Genomic DNA, 25,101 nt, shown 5'->3' with positions numbered 1-25,101 from the left:
GGAATTAATGTGAAAGCATTTGGTAAAGGATTCTTTACAGGAATCGTTACAACAGTTGGTGTTGTTTCAGGTGCAGTATATGCATTTAAGAAAACAGTCGTTGAACCTATGGAAGAACGTGAAGCTATGTTAGAAGAACACCGTCGTCGTGCACTTCGCAAGAGCCGTTCAGCACACCAACGTTAATAAGATTGAATTTATATTAAATAATAAGAGACCGAATTATAAATTCGGTCTCTTATTATTTAAATATTACCAATTATTTTTTCTTTTTACCGTCCCACTTATTATATCCACCTTTTAAAACAAAGATGTTATTGTAGCCAGCTTTTTTTAACATAATTGCACAACGTAAACTTAATGCCTTTCCTTGTTCATATAAATAAATTGGCATATCCTTACGTAAGCCACTCATATATAACTTAAATTGTGAAAAAGGAATATTACGTGCTCCTAAAATATGCCCAGCTTTAAATGAATCTTCTTCACGAACATCAACAATTTGTGCATGATGCATATTTTCTTTTAATGTTTCATTATCAATTAATTTTGCAGCACGTCTACTACGAACAAAGATCACAATTTGATTAATAATGATCCAAGCTAAAATGATAATTAAAATAAGATCTACCCAAAATAACACTGAGTTAGTTTTACCTAAAAGCACTTATAAGAACTCCCTTCAAATTAATCGTTAAATTTTAATGCAAGTGAGCCAGCACCAATTACACCAGCTTCGTTACCTAATTGAGCTAACTTAACTTCAGTTGAGTCCTTAACTGTTGGGAAAGAATATTCATTAAAGTAATTCTTTACTTGATCTAATAAAAAGTCTCCAGCAGCTGAAACACCGCCACCAATTACAATTGCAGATGGATTTAATACACTTGCTAAGTTTGCACATGCTAAACCTAGATAGTTACATACGCGATCAACTACCATTTTTGCCAAAGGATCATTGTCTTTAGCTAAATCAAATACCAACTTAGATGTAACTTCTTCACCATCATCAGTCATTTGTTTTAATTTAGAATTGCCTGCATATTCTTCTGCCATATCGCGTGCAACACGAACCACACCAGTAGCTGATGCGTATGTTTCCAAACAACCACGATTACCACATGTACATAAATAACCACCAGGATGAACATTAATATGGCCAACTTCACCACCAGCGCCCATGCCGTGAACTAAGCTACCATTTGTAACTATTCCACCGCCTACACCAGTACCTAACGTAATAAATACAACATCATCTGCATTTTCACCAGCACCCTTCCAACGTTCACCAAGTGCTGCTACATTAGCATCGTTATCAACTGTAAACTTAATTCCAGTTCCCTTTTCAATTTCTTCTTTAACATTTTGAACTGTTTTCCAATTCAAATTGTATGCACCAACAACTGTTCCTTTTTCAATATTTACAGTTCCTGGTGTTCCCATTCCAATTCCCACAAATTGATCAGGTTTCATATCATACATTGCTAAATGATGATTAATTGATTCAATAATATCTGGAATAATATGTGTTCCTTCATCTAAAATATTTGTTTCAATACTCCAACGTTGTTGGATTTCTCCTTCAGTTGTCATAATTGCAAATTTAATTGTTGTACCACCAAGATCTACGCCAATTAATTTCTTGTCCATTTGAAGTTCCTCCTAATTATTTTGTTTTGCTTCTTCACGCTTTAATTCTTCACGATGTTCCTTTTCTAAAACCATTTTAGCAGTTAAATAAGTCTTTTTTTCAATTACGCCTGCTTTATATAAATGATCCAACTCAATAGCTGTTAGTTCAATATCCCATAATCTTTTTCCGACATATATAAAAACGCCAAATTGTTTAAGATATTGCTGTACATCATAATAGGTTCGCACTAGAAACATCTCCTTCTTATCTGCTTTTAGTAAATGTTATTTAACCCAATCGAATAAAATACAGAAAACAATAAAATTACCGTTATACCTGCTAACCATCTTTTAGATGATTTAATTTTCCCTAATTGAGGAACTCCCACAATAAATGCTAATAAGAAACCAGTAATAAGTCCTCCTATATGTCCCCAAATATCGATTGATCCAGATAAATCACTAATTAAATTTAATATTACTAAAATAAAAAATTGCTTAGCAACAGTTTGTATATAAGGATTTTGTTTAAATTCTAAACCCAAAGCAAGATAAGCTCCAAATAATCCGAAAATTGCTGTACTAGCTCCTGCAGAAATAGAAGGACTTAAAGCAAAACTCACTATATTTCCACCAATTCCACTAATTAAATATATAATTAAAAATCGTATTGATCCAAAAATATATTCAATCTGAGAGCCTAAAAAGTACAAGGTTACCATATTGAGTACAATATGTTGAAATCCGATATGTAAGAACATTGCGGTAAATAAACGCCAAAATTGTCCATCAGCAATTAATAAATTATCTTTCGCACCAAATGAAATCAAAACATTTGCTGAAGTTGAGCCTCCGTCAATTGTCATTAGCAAAAAAATGATAATATTAATTGCTATCAATATCACTGTTACTTTTGACTGTTTATTTATCACTTGTTTTCCTCCTAATAACATGACACCGATTACATATCATCAGATAATAAAACATCCCTTAACCGGGATGAGTTTTAAAAGAAAAACAACAGGTTTTTAGTCCTGTTGTTATTTTGTTTCACGATGCAATGTCACTTTGTGGCAACGTGGGCAATACTTCTTTAATTCTAAACGATCTGGATTATTACGTTTATTTTTGTTTGATAAATATGTTTGTTCACCACATTCAGTGCATTCTAATGTAATATTTACACGCATTGAACTGACCTCCAACTAATAATTCTATCTAAATAAAAAGGTTTAATCTCTTCAACGATAATATGATAACATTTTTCAATTAATAATTCCAGATTTTTTTGTGATTTGTTAAGGAAAATTCCTTGACAGGATTGTTTTACAAAAAAAGAGATCAGAATAACTGATCTCTTTTATATTATTATTTAAATCCATCACTTGATTGCACATACTTCCAATATGCACTATAAATTTGTTCAACAGCTTGCAAGTTAACCTTATTCTTCGTATCTGCAGCCATTCCTGGGAATGCTACTGCGATAGCAACTTGTGGATTATTATATGGAGCGTATGAAACCGCACTTAAAGTTTCAGTTTCAGTATTTCCATAATAAGTTTGTGCTGTACCAGTTTTAGCTGCGACCTCTGGTTTAACATCTGCTAAATATTTACCAGTTATATATTGATTATTTCCATGAACAACATCATATAAACCTGTTTTAACAACATTCCACTCTGCAGATGTCCCACTTACTACATTTAAAACATTAGGCATAAATTGATATAGTGTTTGCCCCATCTTTCCATTTGAACCACTCTTATGAACAGAATCAAGTACATGTGGTTGCAAACGATAACCACCATTTGCAATGGTAGATATATATTGTGCTAATTGCAATGTCGTATATGAATCATAGTTACCAAATGACAAGTCAAGTGCCTTACCAATATCAGACTTAGTTGATGGTCCTTCAAATCCAGCAGACTCACCTGGAATATCAATTCCTGTTTTAACTCCTAAACCATATTGTTTAAAGTTATTTCTCATTTTATCAAAAATTGAAGTCGACATTCCTGAAAGTGACATTCCAGAATGATATGTTAATCCTGCTTCTTTTAATACTAATTGCATCATATATGTGTTAGAAGATACTTCTAAGGCTTCTTGAGCTGTTAATGGCATATTAGCTGAACCGTTTTTATTAAACCAAGATGTTTTATCTGCAGTACCAGCTAACTTAATTGGTTGTTCTTCCAAAGTATTATTCGTAGGTGTAATAACTCCTTCTTCAAGAGCCCCCATTACCATCGCACCTTTAACGACTGATCCCATTACATATGTCTGATTAATTGCACCAATGGCATTATCAGTTACTTTTCCAGTTTTCACATCACGACTAACACCAGCTAATGCATATACAGCACCTGTATTAGGATTCATAACAACAGCATATGCGCCTGGAACATATGGATTGGATGAAGCTACACTATTTTCCAAGTTCTTAATAATATTTTGAACTTCTTCCTGGAATTTAGCATTAATTGTCAATTGAATATCATCGCCAGAACTTCCACCATATTGTTTAATTTCTTTTTTAATCTTATTATTTTGTGTTTCCACCTTGATAACTTCTTTATCACCCTTTAAGATATCTTCATATTGAGATTCAATATAACTTGAACCAATACTATCATTTCTCGAGTATCCCTTTGCTAATAAAGAATTAATTTGATCACTTGGAAGTCCCTGTTTTTCGGTTGTTACAGTACCAACAATACTTTTAATTGATTCTCCATTTGGATAATCACGTGTCCAATTTGTTCCAATTTTAACTCCAGGTAAATCAGACAAATGGGCACCAACTTGAGCCATTTCAACGTCAGATACATCTGAAGATTTTAGCATAATCGTAGATAAAGAATAGGCACTGTTCATTTTATTATATAAAACAGCTGCTTGCTGTTGTTTTGGAGATAAATCACTTGCTAAATTATGCTTTTCGACATATTCAAGTTCTTCATCATATAATTTTGAACCAGTAACTGAATTTGCATCTTTAATATGTTTTTGAACTTTTTCTTCATTTTCAGTGTTACCTAAATAATATGCTTCTTTCATATTATCTGTTAATTGGGATGTATCCACAGTTATATAGTTAACTAAATTATTTGCTACTTGATACATTTGATTTGAAGTAACCGATAATGGCTTAGTATATGTAATAGCAGTTGTTGCATTATTAGAAACTAATAATTTTCCAGAAGAATCATAAATCATCCCACGCGGAACATTTTTAGTCTCTGTCTGCATATTACTATTAGCTGCTTCATATGCATATTTTTTCCCATCGATAATTTGTAAATGTGCTAATTGAATAATTAATGCTGCAAAAAGCAAAAATACAATTACAAACAAAAAGTTTAATCTAAAGGGGATACTATTGGTATCATGGGTACCATGTGTATTTTGAGGCAAATTATGCTTCTTTTTAAAAATTTTCAAAAGGTTTCACCGTCACTTAATCATCTTCAAATTAATAATTAATTGAAATTATCACAAAACTAGCATATGATAATTTCGATACTATACCTAATATATGGTATCACAAAACAACAATTGCGACCATTGATATTCAATTAACATTGTGTGAATTTTTATTTAATATGAGGTACTAAATATGAATGACAATAATCATATAGAGAATGAATTTAAAATGATACATGGAAAAATTGATATTAAAAAACTCAATTTTATTCTTGAAGGATTACCAATTGAAATTCGTTTTATAGATCAAACAGGCCATTTAAAATTTGTTATCAATCCACTCTCAAATAATTATAAAATTGGAGAAAAAGTTAATTCTCAATTAGACTTTACAAATTTACCATCTATGTTTGATATATTGGAAAGGTTTCGTCACAATAAAATGGATCAATTTGAACGTGCATTGAAAGTAGATGATCAATATTTCAATTTAAAATTAGTTAGCATCAAAGATAATAAAAAACATTATCTAGGATGTATGCAAATTACAGAAAACATTACTGGATTAATTGATAAATATAGATACGGTGGCTTCATAGAATCACAAAATAAAAATTTAGATACAAACCAAGAATCAAGTTTTCATTACAGTGATAAAAATCAAGAAAAATACCGCAAAATGGTAGAACAAGACATTTTAGATTTAAATTCTGACACTGATAGTGATGCAATTTCCGGGGCATCTGAAATTTAAGGAGAGATTATGAGCATAAAAACATATAATTACTCTTTTAGAGCATTAGGTACTAATGTTTCTTTTACAGTTTTCAATAAACAATCGAAAGTGATTTTTGAACCAGCAAAAAAAATTGTTAATTACTATGATAAGATTTTTTCAATTTATAAAAACGATTCTGAAATCAGTAAACTTAATTTGAATTCAGGAAAAAAAGCAGTTAAAGTTTCTGATCCAACATACGATTTAATAAAGATATCAAAAGAAATAAGTCTACAAAATTTTGGATTTAATGTTGCAATCGGTCCATTAGTAAAAGCATGGGATATTGGAACACGAAACGCTAAAATTCCATTTCCAAACGAAATTGAAAAATTAAAAAAAATAATAAATCCTGAAGATATTGAAATTTTGTCAAACAATAATGTTTATTTAAAACGAAAAAATATGCAATTAGATTTAGGCGCTATCGGAAAAGGATATATAGCTGATCGCTTAAAAAATCTATGGCAAAGTTATGGCATTAAATCAGGAATAATAAATTTAGGCGGAAATTTATTATTAATTGGTAATTGTCCCTTACATAGTGATGGATTATGGCGAATTGGCATTCAAGATCCATGGAAAAAAAGAGGAGAAGCAATTAAGAATGTTATCACTCCTCCCTGCTCTGTTGTAACATCTGGTATTTATGAACGACAATTTATTAAAAATGGAAAAACATTTCACCATATTTTAGACTCTAAAACTGGTTTCCCCTATTCAACTAATTTAATGTCTGTAACTGTCTTTTGTACAACTTCACTTGCAGGTGAAATTGAATCTAGCCGATTATTTTTTAATAACAAAATTACAAATTTCAATCCTAGTCTATTACGATCAATTTTTGTATATAAAGATCATACAATTAACGAATTTATAAAAAAACAAGAGATGTGAGTTATCACATCTCTTGTTTAATAACTAATGATTAGCTAAGAATTGATCAAGTTTGTCTCCTTGCATCTTATGCCAACTTTCATTATAGAAATAGTTATTAATATGATATTTAGGTTCAGGTTGCTTTTCAGTTAAAAATGGATTTACATACTTATCAACTTTTAGCCAACCACGCCAACCTAAATGTATTGTATCTTCCATAAAGTATGGCTTCTCACCATCTTTAGTTAAATCTACAATATTATTAAATCCTTGGCTTTGTAATTGATACTTAATTTTCTTATTAAATTGATCAATCATTGACATCTTCAAGCCAGTATACTTAGCCCATTTTGCATTTACTGGTGGAATAATAAATAACACGTCTGTATTATTTTTTGCAAATTGATTTAATACTAATTGAAAATCTCCAAATTCTGGAGAAGATACATAATTAAAGTTTGATTGCTCATTCTTTAATTTTCCAATTTGTTTCTTTAATCGATTACTATAGAAAGAGTTCTTAATATTAAACTTATTATTTGTTGTTCCATCTACTCCCATATGGTAAGCAATATTATCTAATTCTTGATAATTATATGTAGATGGGAGTTGCTCAGCTGCCTTGTTTATTTTTTCAACACGATCAGACATACCAATCGTTGAGAATAACTGATCTTCATGTTTTAATTCATTATATTTTAAATCTAAATAAATTTTTTCTGAAGATGTTAACTCTTGTCCAGCAGCAACTTGAAGAAGACATTGCTCAATTAATTTATCATTATGTGCAGATGGCATATCAAGTAATCGTCGTGCTGCATAACGATCCATTAAAGTATCTTGAGCTGACTTTAACCACGTAACTGCTTGCAAATTGGAATAATACATTGCAAAAGCATTCTTATTTATTCCATCTTTAACGAACCATTGTGGTGAAATAATAAAAACTACTTTTTTATTTTTTAATTGCTTATTTATCCCTTGCATTCCCCAAAATTGAGAGAGTGATTGCGAACCTGCTGCTCCCAATAAAAAAGGACGATAATTTCGATTGTATTTTTCTGCAAGTACAGATGGATGCATTGGATCCATTCGTGATAATTCAGAAGATCCCATGAATGGGACATATCCTTCTTCTAAAGCCTTTTTCTTAATAGCTGTTCCTTTAAAAACGTTAGTAGATTGAGAAACTGCTGCTTCCTGAATTACTTTTTTATTAAAACTTCTGAAATTAAATGGTGAAATTAATAAAGCAATCAATAGAACCGCAGCTACAACTATAGGTCCAAATATTTGAAAAAGTTTATTTTTGAGTTTCATTATTTCATGCTTTCAACTTTCGCAATAATTTTATTTGGTGTTTCCCATTCTGAACGATCAAATTCAGAAACAGGAACATCTACGCCTAATTGATTTTGTAGTTCAAGTAAAAATTGTACCGTACCCATTGAATCTAATAAGCCAGTTTCAAAAATATTTACGTCTAAATCTTTCTTTACTTCGTCACTGCCTGTAACATCTGCTAAAATTTCTAATACTTGATCTTTCATTTTATATAACCTCACTTTTATTTATTAATGTACAACAAATAGTGTATTTAAGAATCCTGAGAAAATCAAGAGACTAAAACAGATAACATTAAATGTTAAGAAGATTGCAAAACATTCTGTAAATTTATTGTGTGGAATATATTTACGGTGCTTCTTCTTAAATCTTTGCCATGCATCACAGATAATCATTGCAAACCCTTGGAATAAACCATATGCAATATAATACCAAGTTAATCCATGCCAGAATCCCATAATAAGGAATAATGTTAGATAACCTATATTAGCCATTGAGATTCTACTTTTTAATATTCTTTTCTTCATCATGAAGAAAACAAGTCTCATGTAAATGTAATCTCTAAACCAGAATGACAACGTCATATGCCATCTATTCCAGAAGTCTTTTACATTATGTGAAATAAATGGTTTATTAAAGTTCATTGGAGTTTCAATTCCCATTACATAACTGGTTGCGACTGCAAATAAACTATACCCTGCAAAATCAAAGAATAGATCCATGGCATAAACATATCCATATGCAAAGGTCCATACTGACCAACCACCATGTGCTAAAGCTAAATGGGCAACCTTAGGTAATAGTATTTCTCCAAAGAAATAAGAAAGTAAGAATTTGTACATAAATCCTAAAAAGATATAATGTACTGCCTTACCAAGCATTTCTGTATATTTTTCACGTTCTGGAATTGATTTAAAATCTTTTTCAAAACGACGATAACGATCAATTGGTCCAGATGAAATCGTTGGGAAAAAGATAATAAATTGAAAAGTTGTCCATAAATCAAACTTTTTAATCATTCCATCACGAATTTCCATTATCATTCCAACAACTTTAAATGTTAAATAACTGATTCCTAAAAATCCAATAATCGATTCTCTTCCAAAGTCAATTGCAGGAGTTATTTTGACAATGACTAACGGTAAAATAGCTAAAATTACCGCAAGACAAAATACCCATGTTTTATTATTTTTTTGACGATATTTAAAATACCAAGCAATTAACAATAATTCAAAAATAACATAAGCAATTAATGCAATTCCTTGATGCCATTTAATTCCACCAAAAGTTAGCCATAAAAATGCAATTGAAATTACTGTCTGATATGTATTAAATCTTTTACCATAAAGTAATCCAATCATTATTGGCAATAAGCCAATTGAAAGTAATATAAAATACCAAGGATCTTGATATGGTTGCATATTCAACATTATTTGTTGACCTCTTTCATTAGTGATTTACGATCAATTTTACCGTTTGGAGTTAAAGGTAATGAATCAACATATACAAATCTTTGTGGCATCATATATGACATCATAATTTCTTGTAATTCCTTTTTTATTGCCTGTGTTAACTTAAAATCGTCTTCAAAATCATTTTCTTCAGGAACGATATATGCAATTAATTGGTTAACCTTATTATTTTTATCATATTTTGGAACTGTTGTAGCTTGTGAAATCAAACTTACTTGATTTAAATGATGATCCACATCTTCTAATTCAATTCTAAATCCATGTAATTTAACTTGGAAATCTAAGCGGCCTTTATATAATAATTGTCCATTTTCATCAAATTCACCAAGATCACCTGTTCTATATGCTGGCATATCTTGGATTTTCATAAATGCATTTGCTGTTTTTTCAGGATTGTTAATATATCCCTTTGATACACTAGGACCGACAATTACAATTTCGCCCTCAGCATCTGCTTCTTCCAAATCATCATTAATTAACATGATTTGAGTATCCTTTTTAGGCATACCAATAGGTAACCGTTGATAATCTTCTAAAATTTGATCTGTAATTTCAACTTGTGTTACTGCAACTGTTGCTTCTGTTGGTCCATATGTATTAAATATACGAGCATGCGGAAATCTCTTTTTCAAATTAGCTGCTGTAGTATGAGTTAATTCCTCACCACAGAACAAAAAGTGAGATAATTCAGGCATATGAGTTTCATCAAATGTTGGTTGTAATAAACAAATATCCATAAAGGATGGTGTTGATACCCATTCATTAATATGAAGTTTAGGTAAAACTTCAAACAACTCTTTAAAATTCTCAGTTGTTTTTTTAGGTAATACAGCTAATTCACCACCAGTTGTTAATGTTGGATATAAATCCATTACTGATAAATCAAAGGAATATGGTGCCTGTGATAAACAAATTCCACCAGGTTTAATATCAAAATCATCAGAATGCATCCAGTCAATATAACTAGTTAAATTATCATGACTAATTTGAACTCCCTTAGGTTTACCTGTTGTTCCTGAAGTAAAAATAATATAAAAAGTATCATTACCATTTACAAAATTATCACTTTTAATTTCTTCTGAAAAAGTTCCATGAACAAAAATATCATTTAATTCTTTTTTAGAAATTGTTTTATCTGGTTTAAATTCTGCAGGTAAATCTTCAACTTGAATATAAATAGCAGGATTCCCAATTTCATCAATTGATTTAATTCTTGAAATTGATGAATTTGTATCAACAGGAATATATGCATGGCCAGACTTTACAACTCCTAAAAAAGTTGCAATCATTTGGAATGTTTGACCACCAAATACAACAATTGGTTGATCTTTTGGTAAATTTAAATTAATTAAATAATCAGCTAACGCATCTGAATATTTTTTTAAATCACCATATGTATTGATATTGTCTAAATAATTATATACATTTTTATCTGGATGTTTTACAGCAAAATCATCAATTGTGACAATTATATTACGTTCCATTTACATCACGTCTCCCAAATTAAAATTCATTATATATATAGTGTGGTTGATTGACTCCGCTATAACTGTATAAATATACCAGAGCAAATAAAATCACAAAATAAAAAATTGTACGCGCAGTAAAACGTACCCACTTATTTTTCCAAAATGCACGTAACTTTTCTTTCATGATTAGCCTCCTAGCATTAATATAAAAAGCCACGATAAAATCATGGCATTAAATAATATTAATTATACTTAAAGTATTTACTAATAGCAATTAATACTCCATCAAACTCAACATATCATATCCTTTAATTTTGTCACGTCCATGCAAATCTTGTAATTCAATGATAAATGCACAACCAACAACAATTCCACCTAATTGTTCAACTAAATCAATTGTTGCACTAATTGTCCCGCCAGTTGCCAATAAATCATCTGTTACTAATACTTTTTGACCAGGCTTAATCGCATCTTTATGCATGTATAACGCTGATTTTCCATATTCTAAATCATACTCAGCTTTTACAGTTTCGCGTGGTAATTTACCTTTTTTACGTGCAGGTGCAAAACCCACTCCTAATTCAAAAGCAACTGGGCATCCAATAATGAAGCCACGTGCTTCAGGTCCAACAATCATTTCAACACCCTTATCTCGAGCAAATTGAACAATTTGATCAGTTGCTTGATGATAAGCTTCTCCATTTGCCATTAATGGTGAAATATCACGAAATAAAACACCCTTTTCTGGATAATCTGGAATAGTTGCTACATAATTGTGTAAATCTAAAGTCATTGTTTATCTCCTTTAATAACTTAACTAATCTTCTATTAATTTATTCAACCAATTCAATAAATCATTTGTGTTTAATCGAATTAATTTTTCTTCAACCTCTATTTGAGATAATCTTTTTTGATATACTTCTGTTTGTTCTAAATCAACGTGTTTATTTTGGGGTGTTCCGGTAAGTAATCCCTTATCAATTTTAACAAATCCAACCTCAAAAAACACCTTTATCATAAAAACTAATTGTTCTTTATCAAAATTTAAATATAAAGAAAGTTTATCTAAATCTGTATTTAAATTGATATTCTGATGAGTACTAGTAAAACGATAAAGCTTTACAAAATCTTCATGTGTTGGTAATGACATATAATTTAAATTGTGCTGCGAATAACATTTTAATACAATTTGGTCAACATGCAAGTTTGAAAGTACATTTTCAAATAATTCTAACGAGTCAGGACAATCAACAATTACAATTTTGTCTTGATCAATACTTTGATCTTCACGCAATAAAACTGACTGTATTGGATGATGCAGTGTTTGCATTACTTTATTCTGAATTTTTTTATTAAAAAATCCATATAGAATATCTTCTTTAAACATATTTTGCGTTAATTTTTTCACACGTGCATCAATAAATTTCTCTTGTTGATTTTCTACCTCTTTAATATCTTTAATCCTTATTTGAATTGAAGTTTTTCCGTGCCATTCGTTGGTTCCTAATTCACCCACCACTTTAATATTGTTTATATTACAATTTTTTAGCATTTCAATTTCTTTCATTGAAACGTTAAATTTAACGGCTGAGATATTTTGATTATTTGCTTTAAAATCGATGCGATAGTGTTCTTGATTTGTTCCCATTATTTTTAAATTCGCACCATTTAAATTTTCAAATTCAAAAATTGGTCGATTATTCTGCATCCCAAAAGGCGATAGTTTTTCAATTTCATTAATTAAATTCAATGAAATATCTGTAGAAACTAACCTATCAGTAATATCTATAGTTTCTTTTTTATTAACATCAAAATCTTGATTTCTTGCTTCTTGATCTGAAATCACTTGTAATGAAGATATTTTCTCTTCACTAATTGACAAACCACATGCCATTTGATGCCCACCAAAACTTTCAAATAAGTCACGATGCCCATCAAAAGCTTTAAACAAATCAAATCCATTAACTGAACGACCTGATCCCTTATAAATACCATTTTCTACTTTTGTTAATACAATCGTTGGCTTTTTTGTTTGTTCAGCAATTCGACTTGCAACGATTCCTAAAACGCCTTCATGCCAGCCTTTACCCTTTATGATATTAACTAAATGTGTCTTTTCAGAAAGTAATTGTTGCTGACATTGTTGCATTATTTCATTAACGAAACTTTGACGTTCTTCGTTATATTTTTGTGTTTGTTTTGCTAAACTTGCAGCCTCTTCTTCATCTAATGTAGTTAATAATCTAACTCCTAAAGACGCATCCTTTATTCTACCTAAAGCATTTAATCTTGGTGCTAAAGCAAACCCAATTGTATCAGCATCAATTTTATTTGGTTTAATACCAGCAACATCATACAAGCATAATAACCCAGGTCGATTTGTCATTTGTAATGCTTGCAATCCATATCTAACTAATATTCGATTTTCATCTACTAATGGCATTACATCAGCCACAGTTCCAATTGCAACCAAATCTAACAAATCTTCTGGAATTTCTTCTAACAATGCGCAGGCAACTTTAAATGCAACACCTACACCTGCTAATCCTTTAAAAGGATAATTACTTCCAGGATAATCTGGATGAACAATTGCAAATGCTGGTGGTAATTCTTGAGGAATTTCATGGTGATCAGTTACAATTACATCAATTCCTTGAGCATTTAAATATTTTATTTCATCAAATCCAGAAACTCCATTATCAACAGTTATTAATAATTGCATTCCATCATTTTTTAATCTTTTATACTGATCTAAATCAGGACCATAACCATCTTTAAAACGATCTGGAACATAATATGAAACATCTGCACCTAATTCGAGAAGAGTTTCATACATTATTGCAGTACTAGTAATTCCATCTGCATCATAATCGCCATAAATAACAACCTTTTCTCCATTCATAATTGCTTCTTGAATACGGTCAACAGCTTTTTGCATATCATGCAAATCAAATGGGGAATGAATGTCATTTTCATTAGGATGTAAGAAATTATTAATTTCGTCTACTGTCTTAAATCCACGTTCGACTAAAATTTTAACAAGTATAGGTGATAATTTTGTTTCTTTTTCTAATCTATTTAATTCATCATGATCTAAATTATCGCAAAGATAATCCCATTTATATTGTGAATCAATCAATTAATTACTCTTCCTTTTTATCTTCAATAACTTTTTTATCTTCAACTTTTTCTTGAACTTGTTTTTTTAAACTTGCTACTTCATTGTTTAAAGTTTTAATTTTTCGTTTATGTTTGAATGAAGCAACAGTTGAAAATAATGATGTAATGACAATTCCAACAATTACAGAACAAATAATTAATAATACCAATGGCATTCTAACTTTCAAACTAAAAAAGTTAACTGCTACACTTTGCATATTTAAAACTGAAAAAATTGTTACAGCTAACACTAAAATAACTACTCCAAATAAACTTAATTTCTTTTTCACTTTGTATTCCTCTCCTCAACTAATACTAAAAACTATTTTTTATTAAAAACATTTTCGGTTAAAAAATCACCTAATTTTGGAAAAAGTGCATAACCAATATCAGCAACTTTAAAAAAGCCAGGTAAAATCAGTTCACGTTTATTACTTCCAATTGTTTTTACTATTTTTTCTGCAACTAATTCTGGATTTAACACTATCTTTTTAACTTTTTCTAGATAATTTCCAGTTTGATCTGCAGTATTGAAAAAATTAGTTCTAATTGGTCCTGAATTTACTACAATAACAGATATACCTAATTTTTTTAATTCTAAGCGTAACGCATTAGAATAACCAATAACTGCTGCTTTTGTTGCCGAATAAATTGCAGATTTTGGTGTTGCAATTTTTCCAGCCATTGATGCAATATTTATGATTACTCCACAATGTTCTTCTGCCATTTGTAATGCGACATATTGTGTTAAATACATCATTCCCAGTACATTGACCCTAAACATTGCTTCTGCTTGTTGCATATCAAAATCAATTGCATTTTGCATCAATCCAAAGCCAGCATTATTAATTAAAACATCGATTTTTCCTATACATTGTTTTATTGTTTCAACAGCATTTTCAATGTCATCTGGATTTGACATATCCATTCTAATTGCATATGCCTTTTTCCCATGAAATTCTGTACATGATTTTGCAACCATCTTTAATTTATCTAGATTGCGTGCTGTGACAATCACGATTGCTCCTCTTTTAGCAACCTGATATGCAATCTGCTCTCCTAAACCAGATGAAGCACCAGTAATTAATACTACTTTATTTTCGAGATTTTTTAATGCCTTATAATTATTCATTATTTAACCTCCGTTTTGGAAAATGGAATATTATAACATCCAAAATCGTGTACTACTTTCGTATTTGGAAATACTTTTCGAGCATCATTTTGTAATTTTTTCACCATTGGGCCTACATAACGAGCTGAAATATGCGTTAATAGTAATTCTTTTACATTTTCTCTTTTAGCAACTTCTGCTGCTTGGATACATGTAGAATGGTAATAATTTTTAGCTAATTTTGCTTCACCTTTTCCAAAGGTACTTTCATGAACAAGAACATCTGCATTAGCAGCTAATAAATCAATATTTTTATTTTTTCTAGTATCACCTAAAATAGTTACTATTCTACCCTTCTTAGATTCTCCAATAAAATCTTTTCCATTAATAACTTTTCCATTATCTAATTTAACCGTTTCGCCATTTTTTATTCTGCCATAAATAGGCCCTGGCCTAATTCCTAATTCTTGTAACTTATCAACCATTAATTCTCCAGGATAATCCTTTTCTTCTACTCTATATCCGACACATTGAATTCTATGATCTAAATATTTAAATGAAACTTTAAAATGAGAATCTTCAAATAAAACTCCCTCATCTTTAAGTTCAACATATTTAATTGGATATGCCAAATGTGTCTGTGAAATTTTCAAAGAAGTAGTTACAAATTCCTTAATTCCTGAAGGACCATAAATAGTAAGTGGGGTTGCTTGTTGAGCACCTTGAAACGAACGACTACTCAAAAAACCAGGTAATCCAAAAATATGATCCCCATGTAAATGAGTTATAAAAATTTTACTTACTTTGCGTGGACGAATGGTTGTACGTAAAATTTGATGTTGAGTTCCTTCTCCAACATCAAATAACCAAACTTCATTAATTTCATCTAGTAATTTTAATGCTAAAGAAGTTACATTTCTGAATTTAGAAGGTGAACCTGCACTCGTTCCTAAAAATTCTAATTCCATGAAATCAATCCTTATCTGCAATTTATATTCTCAAAAAATAAAAGTTCACTTAATAAGTGAACTATCAATCAATATATAATTTTACTATCAATCAGCATAAAATACAAAATGCATTTAAAATTATTCAATAAATGCTAAAACTACAAAGTTTAAAATAAATAATAGTGTACATACTACTAACATTGGATGTACTTCTTTAAATTTATTTTTACAGATTTTAACTAAAAGATAAAAAATAAATCCAGCAGCAATACCGTATGAAATACTATAACAAATCGCCATAAATATTGATGCAAAAAATGCAGGAATTGCATCTTCTAAATCAGACCAATTAATTTCTTTAAAGGAGCTCATCATCATTATACCTACAATAATTAAAGCTGGAGCAGTTGCTTCTGTTGGAATAATAGCAATAACAGGAGCTAATAAACTACTTAATGCAAACATAATTGCTGCTGTTAAACTAGTTAATCCAGTCCGACCGCCAGCACCAATTCCTGAAGCACTTTCTACAAAGGTTGTAACATTAGATGTTCCACATACGGCAGCTACAATTGATCCAGCAGCGTCTGAGAATAGTGAACGGTCCATTTTTGATTTAAATCCTGAACCATTGTAGAATTCTTTTTCATCTTCTTTTGAAAAAATTCCAGATTTTTTACCTGTACCAATAAATGTACCAATAGTATCAAAAATATCAGTCAATGAAAATGCAAAAATAGTCATTAAAGCCAAAAGCATTTTACCTGGTTGATTAAATAGAGCAATCATACCCTTGGATCCAAATGCCGCACCAAAAGTTGTTCCTAATTGTTTAAAAGATTCAGTTAAAGATGTCGTATTTTCAAGTCCAAGATGAGTTACTCCAAATGGAATACCAATAATTGTAGTTAAAATAATTCCAATTAAAATGCCACCCTTAACATTTTTAATCATTAAAATTCCCATAATGATTAGTCCGATTAAAGCAACTAGTGCACCTGATTGATTAAAATTAATCAATGCAGGGGTAATTCCACTTCCAGTAACAACAGACTGAATGCCATTTGAAAAATGAGTAGCAGCTTGACTAAATGGATGATCATTAATTGATACAATATCAGATGCATCCGATGTAAATTTCAAAAATCCAGCATTTTTAATTCCAATATATGCTACAAAAATACCAATACCACCACTTATTGCATGTTGTAAAACTTCTGGAATTGATTTAATAATCATCTTCCGAATTTTTGTAACTGTGATAAGGACGTTAATGATTCCGCATAAAAATACTAATGCTAAAGCTTCCTGCCAACTAAAACCTAACTGTAATACAACAGTATATGTAAAGAATGTTGCCAATCCTAGCCCAGGAGCTTGTACATATGGAACATTAGCAAATAATGCCATTATTAATGTACTTATGACAGAAGCAATAATTGTTGCTAAAAAGATTCCTTGAGTAGGCATCCCAGTTTTACTTAAAATATTTGGAGCAACAAACAAGATATATGACATTGCAAAAAATGTTGTTAATCCAGCTGTTATTTCCGTAGAAACATTCGTATGATTTTCTTTTAACTTAAAAAAATTTGACATCTTCTAATTCCCTCTTATAATATTTTCTATTATTATAGCAAAAAATTTGATTATGTGAATGCTTTATATCAAATTTGAAAGGATATTCTAATGTATACGAAAGATTTAGTAAATGCCACTAAAAATTTTAATCCAAATTATAGATGTTTCTTTGAATTCAATAAAAAAAATCTCCCCTTATCAAAATTAAAATATGATAAAGAGAGAAATATATTAATTTTATTTGCAGAAAATGGCATAGCACTAAAAGTTCAAGATATTTCAATCATATGCCAAGTGTCTAATCCAGAATCAAAAATAGTTTGTTCATATAATTCAACTTTATACCCTATTTTTGGTTTTAGAATCGTAAATCGTGAAAAATTATTTTTCGCATAATTAGTCAACAAATTCAAATACAAAGTCGTCAATTCTTACAAGGTCACCAGTTTTAGCACCTCGTTCACGGAGTGCATCATCTACACCCATGCCACGAAGTTGACGTGTAAATCGCATCAGACTTTCATCATGTTCTAAATTGGTCATCTTAAATAATTTTTCGATTTTCTTTCCAGAAAGAACCCAAGTTGCGTCAGAGTCTCTTGAGATTTCAAAAGGTTCTTCCTCTTCAAAAGTATAATCCTTATTATTTTGATTCATTAATTTTTCTGCTTTTGTTTCAAAACGACTTGTTTTATCTAATAAGTTAGCCGTCTTAATCATTAACTCGTTTAATCCTTGATGTGTTAATGATGAAATCGATGTTATTTCAGGCTTAATGCTTAATGTATGGTCATCTTTCAATTTATCTTTGAATTTCTTTAAATTCTCATCTGCATTAGGCATATCCATTTTTGTTCCCACAATTATTTGTGGGCGATCCAACAATTCTGGATCATATTTTTTTAACTCCTCATTAATTTTCAAAAAGTCATCATATGGATCACGTTCCTCAACACCAGACATATCAATAAGATGTAAAATTACTCGTGTACGTTCAACATGTCGTAAAAATTGAATCCCTAATCCAATTCCTTGTGAAGCACCTTCTATTAATCCTGGTAAATCTGCCATTACAAAATCGCGACCATCATCTAATTGTACCATTCCCAAATTTGGTACCAATGTAGTAAAGTGATATTCAGCAATTTTAGGCTTTGCACTAGTTACTGTTGATAATAATGTTGACTTTCCTACAGATGGAAAACCAACTAATCCAACATCTGCAAGTACTTTTAATTCTAAATTAAGTTCCCGTTCTACACCTGGTTCTCCATTTTCTGCAATTTCAGGAGCAGGATTTTTAGGACTAGCAAAATGAATATTTCCTCTTCCACCGCGACCACCTTTAGCAACCACTAATTCTTGATCATCTTGTGTTAAATCTCCAAGTACTTCGCCTGTTTCTGCATCAGTAACAGTTGTACCTTCTGGAACATCTATATATAAGTCCTCAGCAGCTTTTCCATATTTACTTTTGTTCATTCCATTTTGACCAGACTTAGCCTTAAAAATACGGTGATATCTGAAATCCATTAATGTTCTTAAACCCTTATCAACTTTAAGGATAATGCTACCACCTTTTCCACCATCACCACCAGCTGGTCCGCCATTAGGAACATATTTTTCTCGACGGAATGCTACCATTCCGTCTCCGCCTTTCCCAGCTTTTACTTTAATTTTTACTTGATCAACAAACATTTCGTTCCTCTTTCTAAAAATCAATTTATATATCTAGAAGTCATCTATTTTACTATATCAATTTATAATTAAAAATAAAAGCATGACTGTATCCTTGTCATGCTTTCATCTATATTATGTGTCATTTAACAGAATTAGTTTTTTTAGCAATTAATGGTAAAACTAAACCTAATGCAATCAAAATTAATGGTGTTATAATATTCATTCCCATTTGGAACCACCATGAACTAGCGCTGGAATACATATTTGACTTAGGAAACATGCCTAAAATACAAGCAAATGCTGTAAATAAGAATGCCCAAATTCCAAATGCATATCCAATAGTCTTATTTTTTACAAATACATAATCTGAATGATACTTATCCATATATTTAACTAATAAAATATATGCAAGAAATACCCATAAATAGCGCATTGGCATGCAAATTGAATTCAAGTTTAACAACCAGTTGTAAAGATTAGACATCCCTTTTATTCCAAGAGCCGGTACAATAATCAAAATTGATACTAAAATTGTAACCAATTTATAACCATTAATAAACACGCCGTGCTTATTCTTTTTCAAAAGTACTTTTGGAATATAGCGCTCATCAGCCTCATCTAGCAACATACGTAATGGAGCATCAATAGATACTGCCAATGCTGTTGCAGAGCCAAGTGTACTTGTAATTGCAAAAATCCACATAAATAAGTTACCAACATGATAATGTTGTCCTAAAATTTGAAATGCTTCAAAGGCACCATTTGACATTAAATCATTTGGAATATGATTTGCATTAATGATCATTCCCATTCCAAGAGAACCTAAAATAGCAGAAACAGCTACAATAATTGCTAATACGATCATTCCTTGAGGAAATTCCTTTGATGCATTATGAGTTTTATTTACATATGGTGAAATCTTTTCACATCCACCAACTGCAAATACTAACATTGAGATAGTTGTTAAATATTCAAAATCAAATTTAGGGATATAATTATGAATATTTGTCATGTCAGGCGTTGCCACATGCGTGTGTACGATAAATGGAGCACTAATACCTAAAATAATAAATAACATTGACATTATAAATAATAAAATTCCGGCAATATTACCTAATTTTTTAAGTGCCTCTACTCCTTTAGAAGCTAACCAAACAAATACAATAAACATAACTAAACTTAATCCTTGAACAACGATTGTCTTAGTATCGTTCACAAAACTACCATTCCCACGGAATAGCCAACTTAGACTAATCATTATGACCTGTGGTTTCTGTGCTAAATATGGTACATGAACAACCCAATACGTCCAGGCAGCCAAATATGCCCATTTGCTGCCCATTAATTCATTAATCCAAGAACTAACGCCTGCACCTAAATTTTGAAACGTTGCACCTAATTGTCCTACCATTAGTGTATATGGGATAAAATATAGCAACATGATAAGTATCCATGAAAAGACAACTGTTAATCCTTGATTTGCAAAGTTATTAACAACATTTCCAAATCCCCACACTACTGAAAAAGACAATAATGCAATATTATACCATCTTAATTTCGATCCTAAATCATTCTTCCCCACGTTTTTCACTCCATCCAAAAAATTAACTAAGCGACAAATACAATAGAAATTTTAGCACAAGTTTTTATTTTATTCTAATCAGTTTTTCTTTCCATTTTGAATGGACTCGGCACTTAACTTGACTGTTTGAGCAACTTTCTTTGAAATTCCTAATTTTTGTATTTCTTCTACACTTGCTTGTGAAATTCTTTTAATTGAGTGAAAATTACGTAACAATTTTGTTCGCGTTTTAGGTCCAACACCGGGAATTTTTTCTAATCTTGATGCTAAGGAATTTTTTGAATGTAACTGTCTATGATATGTTATTGCAAAGCGGTGAACCTCATCCTGAATTCTTTGTAATAAATAAAATCCCTGACTTTTAGGATTTAATTGTAATTTTTCTCCATTTTGATTCATTAAATCAGCAGTTTTATGATGTTCATTCTTTACCATGCCTGCAACTGGTATATCTATTCCTAATTGGTTATGCAAAACGTCAATCGCTGCATTAATCTGAATTTCTGCTCCATCCATCAAAATTAAATCAGGTAATTTTGCATGTTCTTTCAATAAACGACTATATCGTCTATAAATAACTTCTTGCGTACTAGCAGCTTCATTTGCATTTTCCACTGTTTTTAACTTATATTTTCGATATTCATTTTTATCAGGTTGACCATCAATAAAACATACCATCGCAGAAACAGGATCTTGTCCTTGAATATGTGAATGATCAAATGCTTCAATTCGATGTCCATGAGGTAAATGCAATGCATCTGTTATTTCATTCATTGCTCCTGTAGTCTTACGATTATCTAATTCTAATAGACGAAATTTCTCTTCTAACACCAATCTAGCATTCTTTTTTGCCATTTTAAGTAAATCATACTTTTGACCTCTTTGGGGTGTTCTAACAGGGACATTTAAGATTTCACTTAAAATATTTTTGTCAACATTATCTGGAACTAAAATTTCTTTAGGCATCACTCGATTTTTTTGATTATAAAATTGTAAAATAAATGAAGTAAATTCTGATTCAGGACTATCATCTACACATGGAAAAAGTCTTTTTTCTCGTTTCATTAATCTTGCTTGTCTAATAAAAAACACTTGAATTGAAATCCAGCCTTTATCCATATAAAAGTTAAATAAATCACGTGGTGTATTATCATTAGATATAATTTTTTGTTTTTCAACAGTCATGGCAATATATTTGATCTGATCGCGATATTCAGCTGCCCTTTCAAATTCCATTTGAGCTGCTGCTTGTTCCATTTTTTTACGCAATTCATTTTTTATTTGATTTACATTACCATTTAAAAAAGACTTTATTTTTTTTATTTGTTTTTCATATTTTTCTGGTGGTACTTTTTTAAAACAAGCTCCTAAACACTGTCCCATGTGATAATACAAACACGGCCTCTTTTGATACCCATTACATCTTCTTAATGGATATACTTTTCTTAATAACTCCAATGTTTCAGTAGCAGCATAAACATTAGGATATGGCCCAAAATAATATCCACCATCTTTTTTTACTTGGTTTACTAAAAGTAGTTGTGGATCACATTCATTTGTAATTTTTATATATGGATACCCAGTTCCTTGTTTTAATTTAATATTATAATATGGTTTATATTTCTGAATTAATGTGATTTCTAATAAAAACGCTTCTTTATCAGTCGAAGTAATAATTGTTTCAAAATCTCTAATTTCAGAAACCAGTTGCGCTGTTTTTCCTTCATGAGAGCTCTTAAAATATGAACGAACACGATTTTTTAAATTTTTTGCCTTACCAACATATATAATTTTGCTATTAATATCTTTCATCATATAGCATCCAGGTAAATCAGGAAGTAATTTCAGTTTTTTTTCAATATGTTCTGTTGCCATAAGTATCCTCCTTTCGTTAAAATTGAAAAATTATTCAAAAACTGGTATTCTTATTGCAATCTATAGTGTTTAGAAGGAGATAAAAAATGGGACTAAAAATTAATCGTGAAAATAATCTTGAAAGTTTATTTGATAAATTTGCTATTGATCCAACTAAATCAACTAATAATCAAGAAAAAGATACTGCTAAAAAATCTCAAAAAGATAAATCAAAAAATAATGAATAATATTACATTTTAAGCTATATAAAACGAGACTGAAACTTCAGTCTCGTTTTTTTACCTTAATTTTCACTTTGATAGCCATTAGGATACCGTTTATTTAATGTTTCAATGTTTTCTTTAGCAATCTCATCAAATGGAATGTCTGCCCATTCAGCAATTTGTGATAAATACCAAAGTACATCTCCCATTTCATGGATCAATTGATCCTTCTCAAGTTTTTGCCCTTTAAATGTATATGCTTTAATTAAATCAACTACCTGTCCACTCTCACTGGCTAATCCTAAAGCGCAATTTGTCAATACCTGTTCATTTCCATATAGTGTGCGGTTAGCTGCTGTTTGATACTCATTAAATTCCATTGCAATACTTCCTTATCTTGTATGTTGCTCTATCCAGTTCCAAATTTCTTCTTTTCCAAATTTTGTTTGAGCTGAAAATAGTTGTATTTGATCATCACTATTTAAGTGTAAGTTTTTTCGAATCAAACTTTCACTTTTATTCCATTTACTCCGTGGAACCTTATCAATTTTAGTACCTACTATTAAAAGTGGCAATTGATAATAATGAATAAAATCAATCATTTGAATATCCAAATTTGTTGGTGCATGACGTGAATCAACTAATGAAATAACACCACATGTTTCCTGACGCGTTGCAAAGTACGTTTCAATCATCTTTGCCCATTTTTCACGATTTTTTTGAGAAGTTTTAGCATAACCATATCCTGGAACATCCACAAAATATAGTTGATCTTCAATATTATAAAAATTTAAAGTTTGTGTTTTTCCAGGTTGACTTGATGTTCTAGCAAGATTTTTCCGATTAATTAATGTATTAATTAAAGAAGATTTTCCAACATTTGATCTTCCAGTTAACGTAATTTCAGGTAATTGATTATTAGGATATTGATCTGGGTGAACTGCACTTATAGTCAAATCAACATTATGCACATCCATACTAAAACCTCTTTTCAAAATAATATCTGGTTAATATTTTATCATAGCTACTATATAAAATGTAAAAAAATAGCACCTCAGTTGCTCTGAAATGCTGTAAAAATAATATGGGCCATGGTCCCAATAATATTTTTGTTTCAATATTCTTAAAAATTAGTTGTTACTTTTAACCTTAACAACTTCACGATCACCATAGTAACCACAACTTGGGCATACACGGTGTGAGCGACGCAATTCGCCACAGTTTGGGCAAGCACTCATACCTGGTACTTGTAATTTATAATTTGTACGACGTAATCTTTTACGTGTTTTTGATGTCTTACGTGCTGGTACAGCCATGTGAACACCTCCTTTAAATCATTAACAAGAATCATTATACTTGTAATTTGTAAATTTTACAACTACTCATTCGAATTTGAATCATCATTTTCTTTGAAGAAATTCTTTAATTTGGCCATTCTTGGATCAATTTCATGATTGTGACGGGAATCTTCTTCAATTTGTTTTTCAGTAAGAACATCCCAATTTTCACCTTGTGGCATTTCATCTACTGTTGCTTCTTGTTCTTTTTTACTCAAAATCTGCATTGGAATTTGCAATAAAATATTATCTTCGATTACTTTTTCCAATGATAAAATATCGTTATCTAATTTTATTACTACATCTAAGCTATCAAATTGTGATAAATCATCCTGATGTTCACTTACATAATATTCTGAAAAATCAAAATCCAATGGTATCTTTACTGGTTCAAATGTACGTGTAGATGGAACTGTGATTGTAGTCTTAACATTAAATCCACCTAAAATTCCACGTGAATCAAGTGTAAAAATCCCCTTTACCTTTACTGGTGTAAGTGAAATAATATCACTACGCCTTTGCTTTAAAGCAGATTCTAAATCTAGTGTTTCTTCAAACTGAATTGGTTTCTCTTTTGCTTGCCGTAATTCATTTAATGACCATTTCATATTAACCCT

General features: G+C 30.4%; 29 protein-coding genes. 5 read left to right on the top strand and 24 right to left on the bottom strand.

The window, feature by feature from the left end; all coding sequences use genetic code 11:
• Positions 1-9 precede the first annotated feature (9 nt).
• The gene (locus QPK35_RS02070; protein ID WP_290033807.1) at positions 10-186 is read left to right on the top strand and encodes a DUF3042 family protein; all 177 of its coding nucleotides are present in this window, start codon (positions 10-12) and stop codon (positions 184-186) included.
• 73 nt (positions 187-259) lie between these two features.
• On the opposite strand, the gene QPK35_RS02065 is transcribed toward QPK35_RS02070, so the two are convergent.
• The 6 genes from QPK35_RS02065 to QPK35_RS02040 form a co-directional block, all read right to left on the bottom strand.
• Complete coding sequence (locus QPK35_RS02065; protein WP_290033806.1) at positions 260-667, bottom strand: rhodanese-like domain-containing protein; 408 nt, start codon at positions 665-667, stop codon at positions 260-262.
• Between the two features lie 20 nt (positions 668-687).
• Positions 688-1,650 (bottom strand): ROK family glucokinase, encoded by a 963-nt coding sequence (locus tag QPK35_RS02060; RefSeq protein ID WP_290033805.1) that lies wholly within the window; start codon positions 1,648-1,650, stop codon positions 688-690.
• 12 nt (positions 1,651-1,662) lie between these two features.
• Positions 1,663-1,881, bottom strand: a complete 219-nt coding sequence (locus QPK35_RS02055) for a YqgQ family protein (protein WP_290033803.1) — start codon at positions 1,879-1,881, stop codon at positions 1,663-1,665.
• Positions 1,882-1,907: 26 nt separating this feature from the next.
• Entirely contained in the window at positions 1,908-2,561 is a 654-nt protein-coding gene (locus QPK35_RS02050; protein ID WP_435302718.1) for a rhomboid family intramembrane serine protease, read from the bottom strand.
• Positions 2,562-2,672: 111 nt separating this feature from the next.
• Positions 2,673-2,822 carry a 50S ribosomal protein L33 gene (rpmG, locus tag QPK35_RS02045; RefSeq protein ID WP_290033801.1) on the bottom strand — a complete coding sequence of 50 codons (150 nt, stop codon included), beginning with the start codon at positions 2,820-2,822 and terminating at the stop codon, positions 2,673-2,675.
• A gap of 178 nt (positions 2,823-3,000) precedes the next feature.
• The gene (locus QPK35_RS02040) at positions 3,001-5,082 is read right to left on the bottom strand and encodes a peptidoglycan D,D-transpeptidase FtsI family protein (protein WP_435302712.1); all 2,082 of its coding nucleotides are present in this window, start codon (positions 5,080-5,082) and stop codon (positions 3,001-3,003) included.
• 175 nt (positions 5,083-5,257) lie between these two features.
• Here QPK35_RS02040 and QPK35_RS02035 point away from each other — a divergent pair, with 175 nt between their 5' ends.
• Positions 5,258-5,818, top strand: coding sequence for a PAS domain-containing protein (locus QPK35_RS02035; RefSeq protein ID WP_290033800.1), 561 nt, complete (start codon positions 5,258-5,260; stop codon positions 5,816-5,818).
• A 9-nt stretch (positions 5,819-5,827) separates the two neighbouring features.
• On the top strand, positions 5,828-6,739 hold the full coding sequence (locus QPK35_RS02030) for an FAD:protein FMN transferase (protein ID WP_290033799.1): 912 nt from the start codon (positions 5,828-5,830) through the stop codon (positions 6,737-6,739).
• 24 nt (positions 6,740-6,763) lie between these two features.
• On the opposite strand, the gene dltD is transcribed toward QPK35_RS02030, so the two are convergent.
• The 11 genes from dltD to QPK35_RS01975 all read right to left on the bottom strand — a co-directional run bounded on the left by dltD (position 6,764) and on the right by QPK35_RS01975 (position 17,825).
• Positions 6,764-8,041: a D-alanyl-lipoteichoic acid biosynthesis protein DltD gene (gene dltD / locus QPK35_RS02025; protein WP_290033798.1), complete on the bottom strand. Its 1,278-nt coding sequence runs from the start codon at positions 8,039-8,041 to the stop codon at positions 6,764-6,766.
• Entirely contained in the window at positions 8,041-8,271 is a 231-nt protein-coding gene (gene dltC, locus QPK35_RS02020; RefSeq protein ID WP_290033797.1) for a D-alanine--poly(phosphoribitol) ligase subunit 2, read from the bottom strand. The genes dltD and dltC overlap by 1 nt, the downstream gene beginning before the upstream one ends.
• Positions 8,272-8,295: 24 nt before the next feature.
• Entirely contained in the window at positions 8,296-9,495 is a 1,200-nt protein-coding gene (dltB, locus tag QPK35_RS02015) for a D-alanyl-lipoteichoic acid biosynthesis protein DltB (protein WP_290033796.1), read from the bottom strand.
• A complete protein-coding gene (dltA, locus tag QPK35_RS02010; protein WP_290033795.1) occupies positions 9,495-11,021 on the bottom strand; it encodes a D-alanine--poly(phosphoribitol) ligase subunit DltA in 1,527 nt (508 codons plus the stop codon). Before dltA ends, dltB begins: the two co-directional genes overlap by 1 nt.
• Before the next feature lie 19 nt (positions 11,022-11,040).
• Complete coding sequence (locus QPK35_RS02005) at positions 11,041-11,190, bottom strand: teichoic acid D-Ala incorporation-associated protein DltX (protein ID WP_290033794.1); 150 nt, start codon at positions 11,188-11,190, stop codon at positions 11,041-11,043.
• A gap of 90 nt (positions 11,191-11,280) precedes the next feature.
• Positions 11,281-11,799 (bottom strand): adenine phosphoribosyltransferase, encoded by a 519-nt coding sequence (locus tag QPK35_RS02000; RefSeq protein WP_290033793.1) that lies wholly within the window; start codon positions 11,797-11,799, stop codon positions 11,281-11,283.
• A 24-nt stretch (positions 11,800-11,823) separates the two neighbouring features.
• Positions 11,824-14,145: a single-stranded-DNA-specific exonuclease RecJ gene (gene recJ / locus QPK35_RS01995; protein WP_290033792.1), complete on the bottom strand. Its 2,322-nt coding sequence runs from the start codon at positions 14,143-14,145 to the stop codon at positions 11,824-11,826.
• A gap of 4 nt (positions 14,146-14,149) precedes the next feature.
• A complete protein-coding gene (locus QPK35_RS01990; RefSeq protein ID WP_290033791.1) occupies positions 14,150-14,455 on the bottom strand; it encodes a LapA family protein in 306 nt (101 codons plus the stop codon).
• A 32-nt stretch (positions 14,456-14,487) separates the two neighbouring features.
• Positions 14,488-15,297: an SDR family NAD(P)-dependent oxidoreductase gene (locus QPK35_RS01985; protein ID WP_290033790.1), complete on the bottom strand. Its 810-nt coding sequence runs from the start codon at positions 15,295-15,297 to the stop codon at positions 14,488-14,490.
• On the bottom strand, positions 15,297-16,244 hold the full coding sequence (rnz, locus tag QPK35_RS01980; RefSeq protein ID WP_290033789.1) for a ribonuclease Z: 948 nt from the start codon (positions 16,242-16,244) through the stop codon (positions 15,297-15,299). Before rnz ends, QPK35_RS01985 begins: the two co-directional genes overlap by 1 nt.
• Positions 16,245-16,364: 120 nt before the next feature.
• The gene (locus tag QPK35_RS01975) at positions 16,365-17,825 is read right to left on the bottom strand and encodes an NCS2 family permease (protein WP_290033788.1); all 1,461 of its coding nucleotides are present in this window, start codon (positions 17,823-17,825) and stop codon (positions 16,365-16,367) included.
• 90 nt (positions 17,826-17,915) lie between these two features.
• Here QPK35_RS01975 and QPK35_RS01970 point away from each other — a divergent pair, with 90 nt between their 5' ends.
• Positions 17,916-18,203, top strand: coding sequence for a hypothetical protein (locus tag QPK35_RS01970; RefSeq protein ID WP_290033787.1), 288 nt, complete (start codon positions 17,916-17,918; stop codon positions 18,201-18,203).
• Here the strand turns inward: QPK35_RS01970 and obgE are convergent, their stop codons facing one another.
• The 3 genes from obgE to uvrC all read right to left on the bottom strand — a co-directional run bounded on the left by obgE (position 18,204) and on the right by uvrC (position 22,944).
• A complete protein-coding gene (gene obgE, locus QPK35_RS01965) occupies positions 18,204-19,505 on the bottom strand; it encodes a GTPase ObgE (protein ID WP_290033786.1) in 1,302 nt (433 codons plus the stop codon).
• Between the two features lie 121 nt (positions 19,506-19,626).
• Positions 19,627-21,078 (bottom strand): APC family permease, encoded by a 1,452-nt coding sequence (locus QPK35_RS01960; RefSeq protein WP_435302711.1) that lies wholly within the window; start codon positions 21,076-21,078, stop codon positions 19,627-19,629.
• A 69-nt stretch (positions 21,079-21,147) separates the two neighbouring features.
• Entirely contained in the window at positions 21,148-22,944 is a 1,797-nt protein-coding gene (gene uvrC, locus QPK35_RS01955) for an excinuclease ABC subunit UvrC (protein ID WP_290033784.1), read from the bottom strand.
• Between the two features lie 86 nt (positions 22,945-23,030).
• Between uvrC and QPK35_RS01950 the strand changes: the two genes are divergently transcribed.
• Positions 23,031-23,171: an SPJ_0845 family protein gene (locus tag QPK35_RS01950; protein WP_290033783.1), complete on the top strand. Its 141-nt coding sequence runs from the start codon at positions 23,031-23,033 to the stop codon at positions 23,169-23,171.
• 56 nt (positions 23,172-23,227) lie between these two features.
• On the opposite strand, the gene QPK35_RS01945 is transcribed toward QPK35_RS01950, so the two are convergent.
• From QPK35_RS01945 to QPK35_RS01930, 4 genes are all read right to left on the bottom strand, one after another.
• Positions 23,228-23,527 carry a nucleoside triphosphate pyrophosphohydrolase family protein gene (locus tag QPK35_RS01945; RefSeq protein ID WP_290033782.1) on the bottom strand — a complete coding sequence of 100 codons (300 nt, stop codon included), beginning with the start codon at positions 23,525-23,527 and terminating at the stop codon, positions 23,228-23,230.
• 12 nt (positions 23,528-23,539) lie between these two features.
• Positions 23,540-24,124, bottom strand: coding sequence for a ribosome biogenesis GTP-binding protein YihA/YsxC (yihA, locus tag QPK35_RS01940; RefSeq protein WP_290033781.1), 585 nt, complete (start codon positions 24,122-24,124; stop codon positions 23,540-23,542).
• Between the two features lie 153 nt (positions 24,125-24,277).
• On the bottom strand, positions 24,278-24,463 hold the full coding sequence (rpmF, locus tag QPK35_RS01935) for a 50S ribosomal protein L32 (protein ID WP_290033780.1): 186 nt from the start codon (positions 24,461-24,463) through the stop codon (positions 24,278-24,280).
• Positions 24,464-24,525: 62 nt separating this feature from the next.
• Entirely contained in the window at positions 24,526-25,092 is a 567-nt protein-coding gene (locus QPK35_RS01930; RefSeq protein WP_290033779.1) for a YceD family protein, read from the bottom strand.
• Positions 25,093-25,101 lie beyond the last annotated feature (9 nt).

It is taken from the genome of Ligilactobacillus cholophilus (assembly GCF_030389495.1).
Lineage (GTDB): Bacteria > Bacillota > Bacilli > Lactobacillales > Lactobacillaceae > Ligilactobacillus > Ligilactobacillus cholophilus.
This window is presented reverse-complemented; position numbering and strand designations above follow the sequence as displayed.